At 64.4% G+C, this 22,549-nt stretch carries 13 protein-coding genes, 1 tRNA gene and 1 pseudogene; 7 read left to right on the top strand and 8 right to left on the bottom strand.

Going from position 1 to position 22,549, the window contains the following annotated elements:
• The first annotated feature begins 35 nt into the window (after window positions 1-35).
• Complete coding sequence (locus tag AADV58_RS04235; protein ID WP_341744169.1) at window positions 36-959, top strand: LysR family transcriptional regulator; 924 nt, start codon at window positions 36-38, stop codon at window positions 957-959.
• On the opposite strand, the gene AADV58_RS04230 is transcribed toward AADV58_RS04235, so the two are convergent.
• The 3 genes from AADV58_RS04230 to AADV58_RS04220 all read right to left on the bottom strand — a co-directional run bounded on the left by AADV58_RS04230 (window position 956) and on the right by AADV58_RS04220 (window position 6,479).
• Window positions 956-3,604: a PD-(D/E)XK nuclease family protein gene (locus AADV58_RS04230; RefSeq protein ID WP_341744168.1), complete on the bottom strand. Its 2,649-nt coding sequence runs from the start codon at window positions 3,602-3,604 to the stop codon at window positions 956-958. The two genes, AADV58_RS04235 and AADV58_RS04230, sit on opposite strands and share 4 nt — an antisense overlap.
• A complete protein-coding gene (locus tag AADV58_RS04225) occupies window positions 3,601-5,757 on the bottom strand; it encodes a patatin-like phospholipase family protein (RefSeq protein ID WP_341744167.1) in 2,157 nt (718 codons plus the stop codon). The genes AADV58_RS04230 and AADV58_RS04225 overlap by 4 nt, the downstream gene beginning before the upstream one ends.
• A 68-nt stretch (window positions 5,758-5,825) precedes the next feature.
• Window positions 5,826-6,479 carry an OmpA family protein gene (locus AADV58_RS04220; RefSeq protein ID WP_341744166.1) on the bottom strand — a complete coding sequence of 218 codons (654 nt, stop codon included), beginning with the start codon at window positions 6,477-6,479 and terminating at the stop codon, window positions 5,826-5,828.
• Between the two features lie 159 nt (window positions 6,480-6,638).
• Here AADV58_RS04220 and AADV58_RS04215 point away from each other — a divergent pair, with 159 nt between their 5' ends.
• The 3 genes from AADV58_RS04215 to AADV58_RS04205 are packed head-to-tail and all read left to right on the top strand — an operon-like array spanning window position 6,639 to window position 14,049.
• A complete protein-coding gene (locus AADV58_RS04215) occupies window positions 6,639-8,705 on the top strand; it encodes a site-specific recombinase (RefSeq protein WP_341744165.1) in 2,067 nt (688 codons plus the stop codon).
• Entirely contained in the window at window positions 8,705-10,378 is a 1,674-nt protein-coding gene (locus tag AADV58_RS04210; RefSeq protein ID WP_341744164.1) for an autotransporter assembly complex family protein, read from the top strand. Before AADV58_RS04215 ends, AADV58_RS04210 begins: the two co-directional genes overlap by 1 nt.
• A gap of 2 nt (window positions 10,379-10,380) precedes the next feature.
• Window positions 10,381-14,049, top strand: a complete 3,669-nt coding sequence (locus AADV58_RS04205; RefSeq protein WP_341744163.1) for a translocation/assembly module TamB domain-containing protein — start codon at window positions 10,381-10,383, stop codon at window positions 14,047-14,049.
• A 17-nt stretch (window positions 14,050-14,066) separates the two neighbouring features.
• Here AADV58_RS04205 and AADV58_RS04200 read toward each other — a convergent pair.
• Together AADV58_RS04200 and AADV58_RS04195 are read right to left on the bottom strand one after the other, a co-directional pair.
• Window positions 14,067-15,677, bottom strand: a pseudogene (locus AADV58_RS04200) (acyl CoA:acetate/3-ketoacid CoA transferase); the annotation flags it as partial.
• An 80-nt stretch (window positions 15,678-15,757) separates the two neighbouring features.
• Window positions 15,758-16,342, bottom strand: a complete 585-nt coding sequence (locus tag AADV58_RS04195) for a CBS domain-containing protein (RefSeq protein ID WP_211226405.1) — start codon at window positions 16,340-16,342, stop codon at window positions 15,758-15,760.
• A gap of 236 nt (window positions 16,343-16,578) precedes the next feature.
• On the opposite strand from AADV58_RS04195, the gene AADV58_RS04190 reads away from it, so the two are divergent.
• Window positions 16,579-17,148, top strand: a complete 570-nt coding sequence (locus AADV58_RS04190; RefSeq protein ID WP_341744162.1) for a DUF2062 domain-containing protein — start codon at window positions 16,579-16,581, stop codon at window positions 17,146-17,148.
• A gap of 70 nt (window positions 17,149-17,218) precedes the next feature.
• A complete protein-coding gene (locus AADV58_RS04185; protein WP_341744161.1) occupies window positions 17,219-17,749 on the top strand; it encodes a hypothetical protein in 531 nt (176 codons plus the stop codon).
• 80 nt (window positions 17,750-17,829) lie between these two features.
• Here the strand turns inward: AADV58_RS04185 and AADV58_RS04180 are convergent.
• Window positions 17,830-17,905, bottom strand: a tRNA-Ala gene (locus tag AADV58_RS04180).
• A gap of 87 nt (window positions 17,906-17,992) precedes the next feature.
• Between AADV58_RS04180 and AADV58_RS04175 the strand changes: the two genes are divergently transcribed.
• Window positions 17,993-18,973, top strand: a complete 981-nt coding sequence (locus tag AADV58_RS04175; RefSeq protein ID WP_341744160.1) for a tyrosine-type recombinase/integrase — start codon at window positions 17,993-17,995, stop codon at window positions 18,971-18,973.
• 1,030 nt (window positions 18,974-20,003) lie between these two features.
• On the opposite strand, the gene AADV58_RS04170 is transcribed toward AADV58_RS04175, so the two are convergent.
• Window positions 20,004-20,951, bottom strand: coding sequence for a hypothetical protein (locus AADV58_RS04170; RefSeq protein ID WP_341744159.1), 948 nt, complete (start codon window positions 20,949-20,951; stop codon window positions 20,004-20,006).
• Between the two features lie 299 nt (window positions 20,952-21,250).
• Window positions 21,251-22,282: a putative phage abortive infection protein gene (locus AADV58_RS04165; RefSeq protein ID WP_341744158.1), complete on the bottom strand. Its 1,032-nt coding sequence runs from the start codon at window positions 22,280-22,282 to the stop codon at window positions 21,251-21,253.
• Between the last annotated feature and the right edge of the window lie 267 nt (window positions 22,283-22,549).

The following is a 22,549-nucleotide window of genomic DNA, read 5'->3' as shown; positions in this document are numbered from 1 at the left end:
CGGGCGTAAAATCCGCGCATCGATCCGGAAATCCCATGAAAATCTCCCTCGAACTGCTCCAGGTCCTCGACGCCATCGACCGGCACGGCAGCTTCACCGCCGCCGCCAAGGCCCTGCACCGGGTACCATCGGCGCTGTCGCACGCGGTGGCCAAGCTGGAAAGCGACCTCGACATCACACTGTTCATTCGCGAAGGCCGGCGTGCCATGCTCAACGACGCCGGCCGCACCCTGCTCGACGACGGTCGCCACCTGCTGCGCGCCGCCCGCGAACTGGAGCGCCGCATCCAGCGCATCGCCACCGGCTGGGAGTCGGAACTGCGCATCGGCCTCGACGCGATCATCCCGGCCGAACGCCTGCTGCCGCTGATCCGGCGTTTCTACGACGCCGGTCACCAGACCCAGATCCGCCTATCCAACGAAGTCCTCGGCGGCACCTGGGATGCCCTGGCCACCGACCGTGCCGACCTGGTCATCGGCGCCCCCGGCGATCCGCCGGCCCGGGGCGGCATTGGCAGCCGCCAGTTGTGCCGCACCCGGATGCGTCTGGTCGTCGCCCCCGAACATCCCCTGGCCCGTGCGCCGACGCCGATCACTGCCGCCGACCTGGCCCTGCACCGGGCCATCGTCATTGCCGACACCTCGCAGGAACTGACCGCGCGCACCATCGGCCTGCAGGACGGCCAGGACGCCTTGCGCGTCCCCGACATGCGGGCCAAGGCCGCCGCCCAACTGGCCGGCCTCGGCGTCGGCCACCTGCCCGGCTGGATCGCCGACCCGGAAATTGCCGCCGGCCGGCTGGTCAAGCTGCATACCGCCGAGCCGCACCCGCCGATACGCAGCCATATCGCCTGGCGCAATCGTCAGGTCGGCAAGGCGCTGCAGTGGTTTCTCGACGAACTGGCGCGAGCGGAAGTCATCGCCGCGCTGAGCGCCGGTCTGGACAGCGGTGAGGATTAACGCGCCTGCAGCAGCCGCCGTCGCTCGGGCAAGCGCAGCAAGGGCAGGACTTCGCAATATTTGAGGTCGGCCTCACTGGCAAAGCTGACGCCGGCAACCCCGGCCCGGACCTCGCGCGCCACGGCGTGCAGAGACTCCTGCCAGTGAGCGATCACTGACGGCCAGTCAGGGAAGCTTTCCGCCGGAAAAACCTTCTGCCGCGGATCAGCCAGCCCACGGACACCCGGCAGCAGGTCGCCGGCAGCGGAAATCCCGGCAAAGGCCGGTTTGTCGATCAGCACCTTGGCAAAAACGACGGCGACGACGTCATCGCCGACCAAGGCTGCGTAGATCGGCAACTGCGGCTCAGTGATGCGCGACGACGCCCAGTTGTCGATATTGATCGCCGCCCCGGTCTTGTAATCGATGATCAGTTGCCGGCCGTCGGCCAGCCGGTCGATACGGTCGACCACCATGTTCACGCGGATGCCTTCGATGTCGACGCTGGCCGCCTGTTCGCAAGCGACGACGGTGAACGGCTCCGGCCGTTCGCGCTCGACCGCCAGCCAACGCTCGAGCAAGCGCACCAGACGCGCCGATTCCAGTTGCCGGAAACGTTCCGGCAAGGGACTGCGCTGCGCCTCCTCGAAGTGCACCAGCGCCTTCTCGATAGCCTCGGCCAAAAGACGCCGGGCCGCGTCTTCGCTCAACGCCGCCAGCCCTTCGCTACCGCCCACGCGCAACCAGAACTGCTCCAGCGCACCATGCACCAGGGTGCCGCGGGCGGCAGGATCGAGGCCTTCGACCGGCGTTTCCATGGCCTGCGCCCGGAGCCGGAACTGGTAGAAGGCCCAGGCCGGACAGATCGCCTGCGCCCGCAGCAACCAGCTGCCGCCGGCCACCACCTCGCCCTCGGCAACCGGCGGCGCCACGCCATCTTCGATGGATTCGCAGCCGGCAGCAACGGCCAGGCGAGTGGCCAGCGTCGTCAGCCGCGCCTCGTGCACGCCGGCCGGCGGCAGTTCGCCGAGCAAGGGGCTGGCACGCAGCATGCGGTTGCCGTCGGCGCGCGCCCAGGACAGCACCACCGAAGCCGCCGAACGCAGCAAGCGGGCATGCACGCGGCGGGCAAAATCCAGTTCGACGTCGGCGCTGGCATGCGAACTCCCGGCCGTGCGCTGGGCGTCGACCGACAGCAGGGGGTTCGGCCGGGGCGGCGGCGGCCAGCGGTCGTCGTTCAGACCCATCACCCACAGGGCGTCGAAATTCAGGCCGGCGCTTTCAAGCACGCCGAGCACCTGGATCGCCGGCTGACCGCGGGTTTCCGGCTGGAACAGGCGCTGTCGGCACAGTTCGCGCAGACGGGCCAGCGCCGCGCCCTGACCGATGCGCCCGAGCAGGGCGTCGAACCGCCCGAAGCCGTCGAGTACTTCGCCAAACGCCCGATGCGCCTGGAACTCGTCGCTGGACAAAGGCCGTTCGCCAGGCCAACCGGCAGCCGCCAGCGCCTGCCGGAAAACCCGCCCCCAGGCGCCCGGTAACTGGCTGCGCGGCGCTTCGGCCAGCATCGCCAGCGCGCCATTCAGCGCATCAACCGTGCGCGGGCAGGATTGGGCTTGACGCGCCGCCAGCCGCAGCAGGGCTGGCACCTGGGTGAAATAGGGCAGGTCGCGGCGCATCGCCGCATCCAGACAGGCCCGCGCATCGGCTTCGCTGACGTCGCCAGCCCAGAAGGCACCGAGCAGCAGCGTCGACAAACGCGACTGCTCGAAGGCCGCACGACCGCTGCCCAGGGCCAGCAGATCGAGCGCACTGCGCACCAGTGGCTGTTCGGCCAGCGGCCGGCCGAGCGAGATGTTGTAGCTGCGCGGCAGTTCCGCGCCATCGGGACGTAGCGCCGGAAGATGCAGGGCTTCGTCGAGCAGGCCGGCGAGGCGGTCACGAACGCCAGCGAGATCCGGCGCGACGATGCCAATGCGCCGGCCGGGATGCTCAGCCAGTTGCGCCAGCGCCCAGCTCACGGCGGCATGGCATTCGGCGGTGGCATCGGCGCAGGCATGGACAGTCGGCGGCCCGGCAGGTACCGAGAAATCGCGTTCCGAGACATCCACCCCACGCGCCTGAAGCACGTCGATGAATCGTTGCTCCAGCGGCGTCAGGCGGTCGAAGCCGCACAGCACGACTTGCGCCGGCAGAACGAACTGGCCGGCCGCCAGGCGGTCAAGCAGTTCAAGTTGCAGACCGGCGGGATCGATCCAGCCGCCGTCGCGGCAACGCTTGAGGAAAGCCGCCTGCCAGGCGGCGAACAGACGCGCCTCATCGGCCGCGCCGCCGGCGGTCAGCCCCCAGCGCCGACACAGGGCGTGCGCGTCCATGGCCGACGCCGCCAGGCCGGGCAGATCGAACAACGGTGCCGCCGCACCGGCGCCGCTGCTCAGGGCATCGGCGATCACCTGTTCCCAGAGCAGGCGCTCGGCTTCGCTGTCCAAGGCTTGCGGCAGCTCGGCATCACCGCCGAGCACCGCCTCATCGGCCAGCGCCGACAGCCACTGGACCATGGTCAGCGCCGCAGGCGTCTGCCAGGCGCCCGCCCCCCCCGGGACTTCGTCGCGCAGGATCTGGGCCAGTCGACTGGTGGCACAAAGATGGAGGGTGTCCTGGCTCATGGCGTACCGATGAACAGGAACAGGTTGGATGCGCCCTGCCGCGAGTGGCCGATACCGAGATAGGCCGGTCCGAGCGGCGTCTCGCCGCCGAGGTAGAAAGCCAGCGAATCCAGCCAGCCGTCGCGTCCGGTTTCGCTGAAGCGCCGCCCCAGGCGGGCGGCTTCAAGAGCCACGCCGAAACGCATGTCGCCCCGCAGCCCCAGCGGCAGGCGACCGATGATGCGTTCGCTGCGCAGACCGGCGTACTGGATGTCGTCGCCGAGCAGCTGCCCAGTGCTGTAGGCGGTCATGTTGAGAAAGCCGCCCAGCCGGCCGGCGTCGTAGGCCGGCAATTTGCCGCGCGGCGACCCGGTGTAGGCGACCCGGGCATTGAACACGGTATCGGCCAGGGTAAAGGCCCCGCGCAGCTCGGCATCGAAACGCGCGTAATCGCGAGCCGGTGAATGGAAATAGTTCAGATGGGCGGCCCAGCCCCGGGTCGGGAAATACATGCGGTCGGAACGGTCGAAATCGAGCGTTGCCTGCCAGCCACCGAAGGTGACATCACCGCGCGGCAGCGCCAGGGTTCCGGTATCGAGCCGGTAATCGCGGCGACGCTGCAGCCAGCCGAAGCGTACCGCCCCATAGACGTGGGCGTTGTACCCCAGCCATCCCCCCAGGCGCGACTCGGTGACTTTGTACTTGGCGATCCGCCGATCGTCCTCGAACACGCTCAGGCGCTCCTGCTCGACACCGGCCAGCGCTTCGGCGAAGTAACGCTGCGCGGGATCAAGCGGCTGATGGAGATTCACCCCCAGGCGATTATGCGAGCCCAGTTCGGCGTGATAGAGCAATTCGCCACCCAGGGCATTCAGCCAGGTCCGGTGATAGGCGGCGCGGACGCCGAACGACGCCCCGTCACCGCTGTCGGCGGCGAGATGGATGCCGAAACGCAGATAATCCGGCCCCCAGGGTTTCTCGACCGGCATGATGCGCAGGGTATTGCGTCCGGCATTGCCGATCACCGCGTAATCGACGCTCTCGTAATCGCCATCGCCGTAAATACGCAACAAGCTGCGGTCGATACGCTCAGCCGAAACCACGTCACCAGGCGCAATATCGATGAAGCGATCAAGCGAGCGCGGATTGACCCGACCCAAGCCGGCCACCTCGATCGCGTCAACCCGCAGCGGTGCAGCAGCCTGGGCCTCGATGCCCTGCCACCAGGCGAGATAGTCGGCCGGCGCCAGGGCCAGCGGAGCCAGGCGCTCGGCCACGGCCTGCGCCGCCTGTCGGCCGCGCACCGCCGCTTCGGCGTGACGTGGAAAGTCGCCGGCACGGATGCCGTCGAGCGCCGGCTGGATCAGGATGTCCCGCTCGCCCAGCAGGGCCAGCGAACGGGCCACGTTCTGCCGGGTCAGGATGCCGATCATCTGCGCCGACACCGTCAGCAGGGAACCGACCTCATCGGCCTTGAGCAGCGGTGTGCCGACATCGACGACGATCAGCACATCGGCTGCACAGCGTTCGCGGATTTCCGCCACCGGCAGGTTGTCGACCAAGCCACCATCGACGAGCTTGCGCCCGCCTTGCTCGACCGGCGCCAGCAGGCCGGGAACCGACATGCTGGCGCGCATGGCCGTGCTCAGATCGCCGTCGCGGAACACCACGGCCTCGCCGCTGCCGATATCGGTGGCGACAATCGACAAGGGCAGCGCCAGCTGCTCGATGCGGCTGCCGCCGACCAGACGGTTGAAGAACAGTTTGATCTTCTGCCCGGCAACGACACCGCCCTGGTAGCGGACGCCGTCGGCGCCGACCCCACTTTCGGAACCCGGCAGATACAGCCGGGAAATGGCCCGGTTGCGATGGCTCATCTCGCCATAGTCGGGGTTGTCGAGGAACATGTCCGACCAGTCTACGGCCGCCAGCGCTTGCTGCATCCTGGCCGGCGTGACGCCTGCCGCCCAGGCTCCGGCAACCAGCCCCCCCATGCTGGTGCCGGCGACACAGGCAATCGGGATGCGCTGTTCGGCCAGCACTTCGAGCACGCCGATATGCGCGGCACCGCGCGCGCCGCCACCGCCGAGCACCAGCCCGATGCGCGGCGGCTCGGCCGCGATACCCGGGATGCTGGTAGCGACCAGGCTCAGGACCAACAGGGAGCGACGCAATAATGACAAAAAACTTCCAGATGTAAAAAAGCCCTGCCGAGGCAGGGCTTCGTGCAACAAAGTCGCTATTACTTGGTACCGATGACTTCGATGTCGACGCGACGATCCGGCTGCAGGCAGTTGATCAGGGCCGGGGTCTTGGCGTTGCCCTTGCAGGTGTCGCCGGTGACCGGCTGGGTCTTGCCCTTGCCTTCGGTGTAGACGCGGTTGGCTTCGATGCCCTTGGCAACCAGGTATTCCTTGACCGCAGCAGCACGCTTCTCGGACAGCTTCTGGTTGTAGGCGGCACCGCCGATACGGTCGGTGTGGCCGACGGCCAGGATCACTTCGAGCTTGATCTGGGCAGCCTTGGCGACCAGTTCGTCGAGCTTGGCCTTGCCTTCCGGACGCAGGACAGCCTTGTTGAAGTCGAACAGGGCGTCGGCAGCGACGGTGATCTTTTCACCGGTCGGCTTCGGGCCGGCTACCGAGGCAGCAGCCGGTGCCTGGGCGGCCTTGGCGTCACAGGCAGTCTTCGGCAGCAGGTCCTTGTCGCATTCGCAACCGGCCTTGTCGGCGGCGGCGCCGGCCGGGGTCCAGTAGCCGGTGCGCCAGCACAGGCCGGTACCCGACTTGGCGACGACGTCGCGCTGGTCGATGACATAGACGCGTTCCTGGGCAACGGCAGAGAAGCCGATGCCGGCCAGCAGGGCAACAGCGATGGATTTCTTGACGAGGTTCATGTTTCTTCCTGTTGAAAGGGTTGTTATTGATATTGCAGCACGCATTCTATTACGAATCGTCACCAAGACAACAAGCGGGAAAGAACGGGTTTAGCGCACCACGGGATATCATGGTGCAACCTGAACCACCGGGCAGTTCCGTTTGCCCCACCGATGCCTTTGAAAACACTCATCCGCCGCCTGACCCGCTACTTTGGCGACTTCCGCCCCACCGGCGACCAGCGCCTGCTTGCCGCACTGGAAGATTTCCGCAATCCGGAAGCCTGTGAGCTCGAACTGCTGCGCCGACTGATCGCCGCCCTGCGCCCGGAGGATACAAACGACGACCAGAGCAACCGGCGCTACGCACTGATGCTCGAGCGCCTGGAAGACGATGCGGCATTGCGCGCCGGCTTCCGGCATCACGTCATCCATTTCGTCGGCAGCCGCCGCCTGCTGAGTTTTTTCACCGACAGCGGCATCCTGCCCGGCACCGGCTTCTTCTCCGAATGGTGGCGCATTCTCGGCAACCGACTGCTGCCCGAGGTACCCGACGAAAGACGGATGAAGGACTGCCTGCACCTGATCTTCTCCGACCGCGACGACTGGCGCTGGCTGGAGGCCGTCCCGGCCGAACTGGCGCACCGCTTCTGGGAAATTCTGGCGCCGCCCGAAACCTTCCGTGAAATGGACCGGCGCGGCGTCCAGGAGCAGATGCTCGACGCGCTGCTGCTGCTCGCCCATCGGGTCAGCGGCCTCGGCCTGGAAGGCGAACTGATGCGTGCCTCGCCCAACCTCGAGGATGATTCGCCGCGCTTCGTCGCATTGTCGGCCGAGGCACTGGAATTCGTTCGCGGCTTCCGCGCCGGACTCGACGGCGACGACAGTCGCTTCGACAACGGCGACCAGTTGCTGGTCATTGTCGACCAGTGCCAGGACACCCTGAACCGAATCCGTAAGCGGGCACTCACCATCGGTACCAGCCTTCATCTTTCGTACATTCTGACCCGCAGCGAACAAAGCCTGCAGCGGATCACCGAACTCACCCGCATCCTCACCGCCGGCCTGCGCAATGCCCCGCACGAGGTCGCCATCCGCGACTGGACGATCTTCGCCCGCGAGGTTTTCCTCGCTGAAAACCGCCGTCACAGCCTGCGTCACTACATGCAGCAACTGTCCGGCGTGCTCGCCGTGCGCGTCACCGAAAACGCCGCCCGCTCGGGTGAACACTACATCTGCGAAACCCGTACCGACTACCACCGGATGTGGCGTTCGGCGGCCGGTGCCGGCATCCTGATCGGCATCATGGCGCTGCTCAAGATCAAGGCGGCGGCACTTGGGGCACCGCTGTTCGTCGAAGCCTTTCTGTTCAGCATGATCTACGGCCTGGGCTTCGTCACCATCTTCCTGCTCGGCTTCACCGTCGCCACCAAGCAGCCGGCCATGACCGCACAGACGCTGGCCGGTCTGCTCGACGGTCTCAAACCCAATCGCCAGGCCGACCTCGAACGCATTGCCGATGTCGCGGCAGCGGTCAGCCGCAGCCAACTGGCGGCCATCGGCGGCAATGTCATGGTCGCCCTGCCGGTGGCCATCCTGGTCAGCCTCGCCGCCGCCTTCCTGTTCGGCGGGCCGCCGGTCGACACCGCCAAGGCGGCGCACCTGATGGCCGATCTCGATCCGCTGTCGTGGGCGGTCCCGCACGCGGCCATTGCCGGCTTCTATCTATTCCTGTCCGGCCTGATCAGCGGCTATTTCGACAACCGTGCCGCCTACGCCAACATCGGCCCGCGCATCGCCCGTCTCGGCTGGCTGCAACGACTGGCCGGCAAGGACAGGGCTGTACGCGCCGGCGACTACATCGAAAACCACCTCGGCGGCATCATGGGGAACTTCCTGTTCGGCTGCATGCTCGGCTCGACCGGCATGATCGGCACCCTGCTCGGCCTGCCACTCGACATCCGCCACATTGCCTTCTCCTCGGCCAACCTCGGTTACGCCTTCGGCGGTTTCGAGTTCGCCATGGCCTGGCAGGCTTTGCTGTGGGGCGCACTCGGCGTCGCCCTGATCGGGCTGACCAACCTCGGCGTCAGCTTCGCGCTGGCCTTGCGCACGGCCATGGGTGCCCGGCGCATCGCCTTCGCCCACTGGGGCCCCTTGCTGGCGGCACTCGGCCGGCGTTTCCGCCAGCAACCGCGCAGTTTCCTGCTGCCGCCCGAAGAGCCACGGGAGAACGGGGGCCATTGATGCGCAGCCTCCGCCTTGCCCTGCCCCTGCTGCTCGCCTGCCTGGCCCTGCCAGCCACAGCGCAGTTGCGGATCGAGGCACCGGCAGCGCTGGCCAGCCGCCTGTCGCCTTTTCTGCAGGCAGAAGCCGGCCCTCAGCGGCTGCAGGCCCAGGCGCGTGACATTCTCGCCACCGAAGGCTATTTCTCGCCGAACATCGATATCGTCGACCACGACGGACTGCAACTGCGTGTCGATCCGGGGCCGCGGACACTGATCGAGCGTGTCGACCTGAACGTCGATGGTCCTATCGACAAGGAACGTCGCCAGGCACTGATAAGCGGCTGGCGCCTGCCGGCCGGCCAGCCCTTCCGCCAGGAAGACTGGAATACCGCCAAGCAACAGGTACTGGCCGAACTGCTGGCCAACGAACACGCTGACGCCCGACTGGTCGACAGCCGCGCCGACATTGATGCCGAGGCAGCACGCGCCACCCTCAGCGCCCGCTACGATGCCGGCCCGCGCTACCGCTACGGCGAACTGGAATTCAGCGGCCTGCACCGCTACACGCCGGAACTGGTCGCCCGCTACAACCGCCAGGTCCGGCCGGGAGAACCTTACCGGGCAGCCGACCTGCAGACCCTGACCGGCATCCTGCAATCGACGCCGTACTTCGCCAGCGTCCGTGCCGAACTCGATACTGCCGCCGCCCAGATCGACGCCGACGGCAACGCCGTCGCCCCGGTCCGCCTGCGGATGCGCGAGCGCCCCGGTCATCGCGCCGGCTTCGGTATCGGCGCCAGCTCCAATACCGGCGCCCGGGTCGAGGCCAACTACAACACGCCCGACCTCTTCGGCCAGGCCTGGGAATTCGATACCGGCCTGCGTCTCGAACAGAAGCGGCAGACCTTCTACAGCGACGTGATCCTGCCGCCCGACGACAAACAACGCCGGCACAGCATCGGCTTTGTCCGCGAAACCAGCGACATCGAGAGTCTGCGCACCGAACGTTATGGACTCGGCATCCAGAGCGTGCAACAACGCGGCAGCGTGGAGCAGCGCCTGTCGCTGAACTGGCAGCGCGAAACCCGCTGGCCCGACGGCAGTGTCGACATCACCAGCCGGGCGCTGGTGCCCAACGCCATGTGGACCTGGCGCCAGATCGACAACCTGCTCGACCCACGCGCTGGCACGGTACTCCAGTTGAGCGTCGGCGGTGGCGCCAAGGCGGCGTTGTCGGACCAGAATTTCGTCCGCCTGCACGGGCGCATCCAGCACTACCTGCCGGTTGGCCCCCGCGACACCCTGGCCCTGCGCGGCGAACTGGGGCGGACCTTCGCCGATTCGCGCCTGCGCATTCCGCAGGATTACCTGTTCCGCGCCGGCGGCACCGGTTCGGTCCGCGGTTACGCCTATCAGAGCCTGGGCATCAAGGAAGGCGAAGCCACCGTCGGCGGTCGTTACCTGGCGGTGGCCAGCGCCGAGTACACGCACTGGCTGAACGACGACTGGGGCCTGGCGCTGTTTGTCGATGCCGGTGACGCCGTCGATGGACTCAAGGACATCCGCCTCGCCACCGGCTACGGCCTCGGCGTACGCTGGCGCAGCCCGGCCGGCCCGATCGGCGCCGACCTCGCCTACGGCGAACGCGAAGGTCGCCTGCAACTGCATTTCTCGCTGGCCATCCCGTTCTGACTATGCGCCGCCTCGTTACGCTCCTCCTCTCCCTGCTCCTGGCCATCGGCGCCGCTACCTACTGGCTGGTCAATACCGGCAGCGGGCTGCAATTCGCCCTGAGTCTGGCCGGCACGCTGAGCAGCAATCGCCTGCTGGTCGAGCAGGCTGAAGGGCGTCTCGGCGGCCCGCTCACGATCGGCGAACTACGTTGGCAGAATGGCGACACCCACATCGTCGCCACCAACCTCGCCCTGGCCTGGACACCCGGCGCCCTGCTGCAGCAGCGCCTGCAGATCGGGTCCCTGAGCGCGACCAGCCTGCACATCACGACCCCGGCCAGCGACACCCCGAGCGTCGAGCCGGCCGACCTGCAACTGCCGCTGGCCGTCCATCTCGGGGCATTGCGCATCGCCCACCTGCACTACGGCGAGCAGGAAATCGCCCGCGACCTGGCGGCGCGGATCGACAGCGACGGCCGCCACCATCGCATCGACGACCTGCGCCTGCACAGCGGCGATGTCGCCGTGCGCGGCCAAGTGCAGATCGACGGCCAGGCCCCCTTCCCGCTCGAGGCCAGCGGCGAGATCCAGGGGCAACTGGAAGACAAACCACTGGCGCTGGCGTTTCAAGCGGCGGGGCCGCTGGCCGGCTTCACCGTCAGGCTCGACGCCCGCGCCGGCATCGAAGGCCATGCCCGGGTCAGCCTGCGCCCGTTCGCGGTGATGCCGCTGGTCGAGGCCGACATCAAGCTCGCCAGCATCAACCCGGCGGCCTGGCGCGACGGGCTGCCCGACGCCCGCCTCGACCTCGATCTCAAGGTGACGCCGGCGGCCGGCGGGGTAAGTGCCCGCTTCGACCTGAACAACCGCCAAGCCGCGCCGCTCGACCGACCGGGATTGCCGATCGAGCGCCTGCAGGGACAAGCCACCTGGCTGGACGGACAACTGGCGTTTCCCGAACTGCAGGCCCGCCTGGGCGGCGGCGAACTTTCCGGACGCGGCGTCTGGCAGGGCGAAGTTGACGATGGCGCGCTGCAACTGGAACTCGCCGTCCGTCAGCTCGACGCCACCCGCCTGCACAGCAGCTTGCGGCCGACCCGGCTGGACGGCCAGCTGAGCGCGACAATCGGCCAGCAACGCCAGGACATCCGCGTCGACCTGCGCGACCGCCGCTTCACCTTGCGCGGCACGGCACAACACGCCGCCGATATCCTGACCCTGACGGACATCGAAATCGCCGCCGGCCAGGCCCGCCTGCTTGCCGCCGGCAGTCTGCAACTGGTCGAGCAGGCATTCACGGTCGACGCCCGGCTGCAGGAATTCGACCCCGCCCGCTTTGCCGAACTGCCGAGCGCCCGCATCAACGCCAGCTTGCAGGCCAAGGTACGACTGCAGCCGAAGCCCGTCATCGACGCCAGCTTTGCCCTTGGCGACAGCCAGTTTCGCGGCCAGCCGCTGGCTGGCCAGGGCGAATTGCGGGTGGACTGGCCGACGCTCAGCGGCATCGACCTGAACCTGGCGCTGGCCGGTAACCACCTGACCGCCAAAGGCGGCTTCGGCGCCCCCGGCCAGCGGCTGCAGCTCGCCATCGACGCGCCTCGCCTAGGCGCCCTCGGCGCCGAAGGCGACCTGAAGGCCGACCTGAATGTGAGCGGCAGCCTCGCCCGACCGCTGGTCGACGGCGAATTGCGCGCCGGCCGCATCGGCCTGCCCGGCGTTTTCCGCGCCGACGGCGTGCATCTATCGGCCAGCCTGGCGGAAGCTGCCGATGCGCCGCTGCAACTCGGGCTGACGTTGCAGCGCCTCGAATCCGGCGCCGGCCAGCGCCTGTTCGCGCCGCTGACCATCCGTGGCGACGGCAGCCGGCGCCAGCATCAAATTGCCATCGACGGTCGCCTGGCCGCTGGCGAACGCCTGCAACTGCAGGTCGACGGCAGCGAGCAGGACGGTCGCTGGCAAGGCATGCTGACGCAACTCTCGCTGCTTGCCGACAGTGCCGCCCGCAACCTGCGCCTGCGCAGCCCGGCCGCGCTGCGGGCAAGCGCCGACGGCTGGTCGGTCGGCCCCCTGCAACTGGCCGGCGAGCCGCTCGACTGGCAGGCCACGATCCAGGCCAACGCCGACCGTAAAGCGCTCAAACTTGACCTGCAGGCCAGCGGCTCGCGAATCGGACGGGTCCAGGCCGGCTTGACCGCCGGCGTGGACGGCCCCTGGCAACTGGCCGCCAGCGCGCCCTGGCAGGGCCAGGCCACGGCCGAAATTGCCGACCTCGGCTGGCTCGGCGAACTGCTCGGCGAGGACTGGCAAACCGGCGGCCGCATCGACGCTCGCCTGCAGCTTGCCGGCAGCCCGGCCCGACCGGCGCTGGCCGGCACCCTGAACGGCCAGGCGCTCAGCCTGCGCCTGCCGGCCCAGGGCCTGGCGCTGGTCGACGGCGAGCTGGCCGCCGACATCGCCGACAATCTGCTGAGCATCCGCCGGCTCAGTTTCAGCAGCGCCCGCCAGCGCGCGCCCCGGCCGTTGCGCCTGGCGCTCGGCGATCAGGCCGGCAGCCTGGAAGGACCGGGACGACTCGATGTTTCCGGCGAGCTGCGCGTCGCCCCCGGACAGGGCGACGGCCAGGCGGCGCTGACCGTCCGCCTCGACCGCGTTGGTGTCTGGCAACGCCAGGACCAGTGGGTCAGCCTGTCCGGCGAAGGAAAATTGCGCTGGCAGGACGCCGCGCTCGGCATCGACGGCCGCCTCGCCATCGACGGCGCCTACTGGCAACTGGCACCGGCCGGCGCCCCGCGACTGTCCGACGACGTCGTCATCCATCGCCCGGGCAACCAGCCGTCGCCGGGCCTGCGCCCGAACCTGGCACTCGATGTGCAGACCGATCTCGGCCGCCATTTCCTGTTCGAAGGCGCCGGCCTGAGTACCCGGCTGGCCGGTCAGGTCCGGCTGAGCGCCAGCGGTCGCGATCTGCCCCGGGCCACCGGCACGATCCGCACCCGCGACGGCCGCTTCGAGGCCTACGGCCAACGGCTGGAGATCACCCGCGGCATCCTGACTTTCCAGGGGCTGCCCGACAACCCGGCGCTCGACGTGCGCGCCGTGCGTAAAGGCCTGGCCGTCGAACCCGGCGTCCAGCTTTCCGGCACGGCGCAGCGACCGGTGGTACGCCTGATCTCGGACCCGGACCTGCCGGACCCGGAAAAGCTGTCCTGGCTGATCCTCGGCCATGGCCAGGACAGCATGAGTGCCGGCGACGCCAGCCTGCTGCTGTCGGCGGCCGGCGGCTTGCTCGGCAACGACTCGGGCAACCTCGTCCAGCAACTGAAACGCACGTTCGGCATCGACGAATTCGGCGTTCGCCAGGGCAATCTCGACGGCAGCGGCGGCCGTCAGCCGGGCAGCCGCGTCGTTGCTGCCGGTGTCGACACCGGCGCAACGACGGGCAACCAGATTCTCAGCATCGGCAAGCGCCTGTCGTCGTCGGCCACCCTGAGTTATGAGCAGTCGCTGGGCACAGCTGAAAGCATCGTCAAGCTGTCGATCGAACTGACCCGCCAGATCACGCTGATCGGGCGGGCCGGCAGCGACAATGCGCTGGACGTGTTCTACACGCTGACCTGGGGTCTTCCGCCGACATCACGACGTCAGGGTAGCCGCCGTCAGGCAACAGACGGCAGCGATACAACGGACTGAAATCAGGCCTGTCCGGCCAGGATGTCCGGCCGCAGATGCATCGGCGCATCGACGAAGATACGCGCGTCCATGAGCCGGGGCGCAGTCGGCATCAAGGGCGCGAAATCCATGCGCGCCAGGATGTCGTGCTGCAGGTCCACACCCGGCGCGATTTCGGTCAGTACCAGCCCGGCCGCGGTCAGTTCGAAGACGCAGCGCTCGGTGATATAGAGCACCGGCGTGCCGCGCTTGACCGCCTGCGGCCCGGAGAAGGTGCGGTGTTCGACCTGGTCGACGAACTTGACCGCCGAGCCGTCCTGGAGAATCTTCAGCTTGCCGCCGTCGACCGCCACTTCCAGGCGACCGGCGGTGAAGGTGCCGACGAAGACGACCTTGCGCGCCGATTGTGAGATGTTGATGAAGCCGCCGGCACCGGCCAGTCGCGGGCCGAATTTGGAGACATTCAGGTTGCCTTCGCGGTCGGCCTGGGCCAGCCCGAGGAAGGCGAGGTCGAGGCCGCCGCCGTCGTAGAAATCGAACTGGCTGGGCTGGTCGATGATCGCCTGGGTGTTGGTGGCGGCGCCGAAGTTCAGGCCGCCGGCCGGCACGCCGCCGATCACGCCGGGTTCGGCGGTCAGCGTCATCAGGTCGACGACGCCCTCCTCGGCGGCAACGTCGGCCACGCCTTCGGGCATGCCGATGCCGAGATTGACCACAGCGCCCGGCGTCAGCTCCATCGCCGCGCGGCGGGCGATGATCTTGCGCTCGCTCATCGGCATCGGCTTCAGCGCCGACATCGGCACCCGGATTTCGCCGGCAAAGGCCGGGCTGTACGGCTCGGCGAAGGTCTGCATGTGGTATTCGGGCTTCTCGGCGACCACCACGCAATCGACCAGGATGCCGGGAATCTTGACCTGGCGCGGGTTGAGCGTGCCGCGCTCGGCGATGCGCTCAACCTGGACGATGACGATGCCACCGGAGTTCCTGGCGGCCATGGCGATCGCCTGGGCTTCCAGCGTCAGCGCTTCCTTTTCCATGGTCACGTTGCCGTCCGGATCGGCGGTGGTGCCGCGGATGATGCCGACGTGAATCGGGAAGGCCTTGTAGAACAGGTATTCCTCGCCGTCGATTTCCATCAGCCGGACCAGTTCGGCGGTCGTCCGCTCGTTCAGCTTGCCGCCGCCGAAACGCGGATCGACGAAGGTGCCGAGACCGGTGCGCGTGATCGTTCCCGGCTTGCCGGCGGCGATGTCGCGGAACAGGTGGGAAATCACGCCCTGCGGCAGGTTGTAGGCAGCGATGCGGTTGGCCACCGCCAGTTCCTGCAGGCGCGGCACCAGCCCCCAGTGACCGCCGATGACGCGGGCAACCAGGCCGTCATGGCCAAGGTGGTTGAGTCCGCGTTCCTTGCCGTCGCCCTGGCCGGCGGCATAGACCAGCGTCAGGTCGCGCGGCGCGCCTTGGCCATGCACATCGCCTTCGCGCGTTTCGAGGAAACGCTGCTCGAGCGCCACGGCGATGTTCTCGGGAAAGCCGATGCCGACGAAACCGCCGGTCGCCACCGTCGCGCCATCGCCGATGCGGGCCACGGCATCGCGTGCCGAAACGATCTTGCCAGCGGGGGAAAGGGATTGCGCCACAGTGCTCATCGAGTTCTCCGGGAAACGACAAACCCCAATGTTCGGGCAGAGCGCGGCGTTGCGCCACGCTCGTTTACCCGCATGCGGCGTCAGTTGACCAGCGCCGCCTCGATTTCGGCGAAGGTCCGCGGCAGATCGAAGCCCAGCACCGGCACGCCGAGCGCACGACCGATCTGGGTGGCCGAGAACAAGCCGCGAACGCGCGGCAGGCCGGTGGACGGATCGGTATCCTCGACCAGCACGTGCTGACGGCCAAGCTGCTTGAGGGCATCGAGGATATCGGCCACGCGGGCGCGCAACACGTCTTCCAGATACAGGGTGTCGATGCTGGCGATCGGCGTCATCAGGTCGGCCACATGCAGCTCATCGCGCTTGCCGCCGCGCGCCTGCGCCACCTGCAAAGGCTTCTCGCCCAGGATGTCGCGGGCGGTGATCAGGCCGACGACTTCCTCGTCCTTGCCCAGCACCATCAGCAAACGGACGCCGCGCGAGATCATGCGCGCATTGGCATCGTCCACCGAAGCTTCGGGGCCGATGCTGACCACATTGACCCGGGAAAAATCAGTCATCGCCTCGATTGCCGGGGAATCGGCGGCAATCAGGTTAAAACCGGAAACGCACAACGAAGCATTTTGCGACAGCTTGTGTGCACGAACGTGAACAGGGTGGTTCATGGTGTCTTCCTCCATCAGGATTCTTATTTTTGCGGAGCAAACCGCTTGCCGGGAGTGTCTCTGCCAAGTCGCACTCCTTGCCCACAGTATTCCGGGAAGCGTGTGCACTTGCAAGTGATTGGCACATTCGCCACAGCGCCGCCGAAAAGCACACAGGCAACTGCGCTTTCGGCAACGGGGACGCGGTATCATTCGGCGCTTTCACCCTGCACCAGCCTCCCCACAAGCCACCCGCCATGAACCGCCCGACCAGCCGCCTGCGCTCACTGATCCCGACCCGGGAACAGATCATGGCCAATCGCTGGCTCGGCTGGCTACGCCCCTTCCTGGCCCACCCGCAGCTGTGGCGCTGGTCGCGCCGCGGCGTCGCCCTCGGCGTGGCGCTCGGCATTTTCTTCGGGCTGCTCATCCCGATCGCCCAGATCCCTTTCTCCGCTGCCGCCGCCGTCCTGCTGCGCGCCAATGTACCGGCGGCCGCAGCCAGCACCCTGGTCACCAACCCGGTCACGTTCGGCCCCGTGTATTACGCGGCCTACCGCCTGGGCAGCTGGATTTACGGCGACACGCCGCAGGACGAACCGCCGGTGCACGACGACGCCGACCACGAAATCAGCATCTGGGAACGCATCAGCAAACTCGGCCTGCCCCTGATCACCGGTCTGGCCATCATGGCAACGATCTTCGGGCTGCTCAGCTACTTCGTGATCAGCGCAGTCTGGTACTGGCGGGTCAAGGCCAAACGACGGCGTATGGTTCGCTATTACCAGACACGTGACGGCAGGAAGAACAGCGACCCGCAAGCCTGACACAAGCGCTTAATCATTCCGCAACGCTGACCGGCGAAACTTGCGGCTTTGGATTTCTGACGCTTGGTCGATGCTCACCAAAACCCCACTGGGCGAAACTGAACTTCAGCCCGGCCGTCGTACGCTAGGCTTGCGCGAGCGCGCTGTACTCGTGCTGGCCGATGGCACGCGCCCCAGGGAAATGCTGGCTTCGCTTTACGATGGCTCGGCAGCGCCACTGGTTGATCGATTGCTCGAACTGGGTTTCATTGCACCCAGTTCGGCAATGGCGCGAGAAGCACAACGCGAACCAGAACAGGCAACCCATGTAGCCGACTCATTCAAGATTGTGCGTCCATCTTTGGGCGAGGCACGTCTGTATCTGTTTGATCTGTCCGAGCGCCTGCTGGCGCCACTTGACAAACACCTGGCAGAACATTTCCGGGAAAAATTGCGCATGGCAAGGGACGAAGCAGCATTGATCGCCGTCGCCAACAAGCTGCTTGAGATGATTGCCGAGCACGCGACGCCGGAGCGAGTATCCGGGATGGCAGAAAGGCTGCAGCGCTTTTTCCCTGATGCGATGATGGGCCCGACTCAATTCAGTAAGGCCGTGACCTAACTGCTGGAGCGTAATCACTCTTCGATTACGCCAAAAAAGCAAAAAGGCCTTTGGAAACAGGCCTTTTTGGTGAAATCGAGTGGTGGACCGAATGAGGATCGAACTCACGACCTCCGCATTGCGAACGCGGCGCTCTCCCAGCTGAGCTATCGGCCCGAACTCTCTAGGCATCATGAACTAGCCCTACCGCCCCCAAGGCGGAGCCCCTTCCGGTCACCCTGCTGTCACCCTGGAGCGCCAAACATGGCAACTATCAGACAGCGTAACGACCGTTGGCAGGTCATCATCAAGCGTAAAGGCTACCCCTCCCAATCTAGGACATTCGACCTTAGGAAGGATGCGGAAAAGTGGGCAAGACAGCAGGAGAGGGCCATTGACGCAGGCCAGTGGGTTGATCGCACAGAGGCTGAGCAGACCACCCTCAAGGAACTCCTGGAGCGCTACGCTAAGGAGGTCAGCAAGACCAAGCGGGGGGCGGATGCTGAGTCCTACCGGATTGACCAGTTCAAGCGTTCCAAGCTAGCCCAGTATTCCCCAGCAGCCATATCCAGCAGTCTGATTGCCACCTGGAGAGATGAGCGGCTCAAGGAGGTATCTCCGGGGACCGTACTGAGAGAGCTACAGCTACTAGGGCATGTCTTCACCGTGGCTATGCGTGAATGGGGCATTGCCCTGCACTGTAACCCAGTCACCTTGGTTCGTAAGCCAGCCCCCAACAAGGGCCGCGATAGAGTCCTGACAGATGCCCAGCGGGAAGCCCTGCTGATTGCCTGCGGTAAATGCCACAGCCCCTGGATCAAGCCCGTGGTCATCTTCGCCCTGGAGACCGCTACCCGGAGGGGGGAAATCCTCTCGCTGACCTGGAGCAATGTCTCCCTGGAGACCTCTACAGCGTTCGTCAGTGGCAAGACAGGAGCCCGGAAGGTACCTCTATCACCGGCCTGCATGGAAGCTCTCAGAGTCCTTCCCAGGAGCCTTGATGGGCGTGTCTTCCCCGTGTCTGTGGATACCCTCAAGCAAGCCTATGAGCGTGCTGTGAAGCGTGCGGGCATTGATGACTTCACCTTCCATGACCTCCGCCATGATGCCCTGACCAGACTGGCCCGGAAGGGATTCAACATCCTGGAGCTACGCGCTATCTCAGGCCATGCCACCGCCAACATGCTACAGCGTTACGTGTCCATTGATGCAGGCGACCTAGCCAAGAAGCTGGCCTGTGCTTAAAGCGCTCGCGTCTCTCTCATCCCCTGTTTTTTCGTAGTCCCCTCAACACACCTTTTAGGAGCCTCTACCATGGCCTTCAGCCTCAACCTTACCGCCCCCTTCTGTTTCTCCTTCAACGCCTCCAAGGGGCATCTGTCGATGTTCTGGGGGCGCTCTGAAAGGGGCTTTGTTCTGGAGGCTGGGCACGGGTCCAATCCCGGCCTGCTACGCGTGGAGACCTGGAGAAACCCCCTCTGTGGGAGCTTCAATGCTGCCGCCTTGGGGCTGCATCTGGTAGTGGCTGGCCCCGCTGCTACACGCTAAGCAGGGGCATCTGGAGGGGCTTCTGTGGGAGGCCCCTTCCAGTGGCTACTCCTTCTGGATTACCCCAGGAGCAGCCCTGTTATCGCAGCCCCCAGCGCTAGCCCCATGGCGAAACGAACGCGTGCCGTGATAGCCCCTCTGTCTATTAGCTCCGCCACTGTCATGCTATGTCGAATGTCTTTAAGTTGTCCGGTCGCTAGAGCGTCATCGAATTGCTGTTGCATCCCCAAGACCTCCGCTCGCCGCCTCTCACAAGCAAGTGCAAAGTTTTGCCAATACTTGTCATCCTTTCCTGGGTCGTTCTTATCCACATGCAGCCCCCTAAACAATTCCCCCATTCGGGCAATGGTTTCCTCTTGTTCTGTCACGCTGCTGCTCCCTTTGGAAAAGACGCGCTGGAATATTAGCAGTCCCCTGAAAGGAAACTCTACCCCCTACGCTGCCGCTTAGCCCTCAAGCCTAGTGATCCGCTAGTGGTAGCATCCGCGCTCCCTGAAAGTGAGGCCCCTATGGACCAGTTGGACAGCCCGCAAGAGCTCTTTGAGGTCGCCGCAGTCGAGCATCGCCGCTTTAACCCCTACCGGAGACCAAAGGGGGCTTTGGAGGGGGGGCTCAGCGTGTTGTCGCCCTTGTCGAGCAACATGAGAATGTTTTCACGAAAAAAAGCATAGTTAGCAACGGATGGATAGCGACCAAAACTCTCCCGAATTCATCTGGAGATACCCCCTTACCACTCATGGGGCTCTACCGTAGGTGCAGCAATATCTGTTAGCCCAAGTTCTACGGCTAGGGACTCGCCGCGCTCGGATAGTCGCCAGCCCCTGTTTCGCGATTCAACGAGGCCCCAATTCTGTAGCTTGGTGATGCTGTGTCTTATATCGATTTTCACCAATCCAGCCATCCTGGATATATCTTCAACCACGCCACCCCCATCTAGAGCAACGAGGGCAAGAAATACTTTCTTCGCTTTTTGATCCCCTCTTGCGATAGCTTCTAGCTTTTTCAGCTGCGACTCGCTCAATCGGCTCAAAATTAACTTGGTGGGGGTTGTTGGTAAATTGGGGTCATTTTCTTCCGCTTGGTTCTCGTTGCTATCTTCATTAGTCGATGTTTGCGTCAAGACCGCATCTAGCTGGGGTCCCAGCGCTTTTTCCGCTTCAATGGCAGCGGACTCAAATCTGTCTATCTCTCCTGCTAGGCGGGAGTTATCCACTTGAAGTATTCGAATTCTCTCCTCTAGCTCCTCATTAATTGCTGCTAATTCCTTAAGTCTTGTTTGGTATTCCCTCGCTTGATCTAAACCAAACTTCCGTAATGCGCTGGCCTCTTCCTGAGTTATTGGGGTCTCATCTTCAATTTTCTGTTGGACCCTTTTTAGTTCCTTATGCTGGTTTGCCCAGTAACTATAGATCCAGCGAGCAGGATGCGGGTAGGCCAGAAGAAACAGCACAGCGGTGATAAGGGGGCCGGCAATACAGTAACCGAGCCAGTGCCAGATGGTTGGGTAAAAGCTATCGAAGTAAGAGAGCTTCTCTTGGAAAGTAATCCCTGACAGGGTCGCCAGCAGAGGCCTATAGTTCCATGGAATCCAAGATAGCGCGAATGCCCCGAAGAGAGGGCTTTTCACGCGCTCATAGAGTTGAGCCTTTACTTCTTTGGTTAGATCATCAAGCATAAGCATCTCCAGTTAGCGTGCCGTTGGTGCATTTGCACTAGAAATCAGAGCTACGCGTTCGTACCCATAGGTCCCTGGAGATAATATTTCGACCTCTCGGCCTTTGCCGCCCATCTTTCCCCTGACCTTCTGATTATTAAAGTAAGGCGGGGAGCCACCTAGAGGCCCATTAGTCTGCCCTCCGATGGAAGTAATCAAAGCAATCTGCCAGGACCAAGAATTACGCTTGACCCAAAATCCGGCTTTGTTCCCGTTAGCTACGTACATTTGATAGATGTTCTCAGCCATTGCTCGCCTTTCTACTGGTGTTCTTCTGCCATAGCCCGCCGAGCCTCTTCTGAACTAAAGGCGGCTTGTTTATACCCGACAGAGTCCATTGGACATTCCTTGAGGATTGTTAGTAGCTTATCGGTGTGGGTTGTAAAATTGTCAAAAATTGCGTAACGCTCAATAAATTTCTTGAAATTTGACCCCTTATCACTCATTCCATTGAAAAACAGGAAAACCATCTCGATCCAAGATAGCTGGCTGCGGATTATCCCGACGTACAGCCATTTATCCTCTTGGCTCATATCTTGTTGATCTATCCATTTGATGAGTCGATATAGGACCCTGAAGGGGCTCCCGAGGGAATTTTCGTAACGTGCGTATAGAATCTCCCAGGTTTTCCTAGCAGCACTAGCAACCAGGGAGTTATGCTCCGCGCGGACCTCCAAATACGAGTCAAGGCCTGCGCCTTCAAGGGGGGCTACCAAGGGGTGCGGAAACCAATCGTCATCATATGGATGATAGAAGGTGCCAGCATTGATTTGCTCCACGGCCAACAAATCATTGCGGATTGCTAATAGAGCCTGTCGCCCCGATAACGTCCCATCTTTTTTGATATAGACAATCTCATTCAGCGCTTCCCGATAGGTTCCTAGCCAGGCAAAAAAAGTTTGCTCAAGACTTTGCTTCCTTATCGCTTTGTTTTGCAGGTCTAGCGCTCCTGCTGAGTCCGCCTGTGCTCGCCTGCTTAATTCCAACTCTCTGTTCGCTATCTGGACAGACTGGCGAGACAGCCTTAGTTCCCTTGTCTGAAGCACTAGGGCCACTAGCAAAGCGAACACTGACAGAAAACCGAAGACCGGGTTAAGGACGCCGCCTAGATAGTCCCCGAGCTGTCCCCACTGTTCTGGATCACTGGAAGCGGACTCCCCCCAAAAGAAGAGCGCATAACTACCACCGACAACAATAGCAGCGATTACAGCCACCGCCTGGACTCCCACAAGGATTCCCACGGAATTCTCTGATAGGAACTCCGCCAGAGAGTTCGCTCTTCCTTCTTTCATTTCCTGAGCTTCCATTGTCATGAAAGTTGAAGCATACATCTCTGGGTCACTTGAGCAGAAGAAACAGGAAAAGCACTGGTAAGAGAACGCCGGGCACCTCCCTAGTCGCCCAAAGGGCCCACGCCATTCCTGCTAGGGCGAGAAGGGTGTTCGTCGTTAGATAAATTGTCATGATTTCGCTCCTTGGTTGTCCTCCTCTGCAGACTCAGGGAGGGCGGGTTACTCAGATAACTAAGAGGTTATAGTTTCTGCGGATATTTTCTGGCG

Source organism: Azonexus hydrophilus (assembly GCF_038368255.1).
GTDB lineage: Bacteria > Pseudomonadota > Gammaproteobacteria > Burkholderiales > Rhodocyclaceae > Azonexus > Azonexus hydrophilus.
The sequence above is the reverse complement of the archived record's forward strand: the minus strand, read 5'-3'. Positions and strand labels throughout refer to the sequence as shown.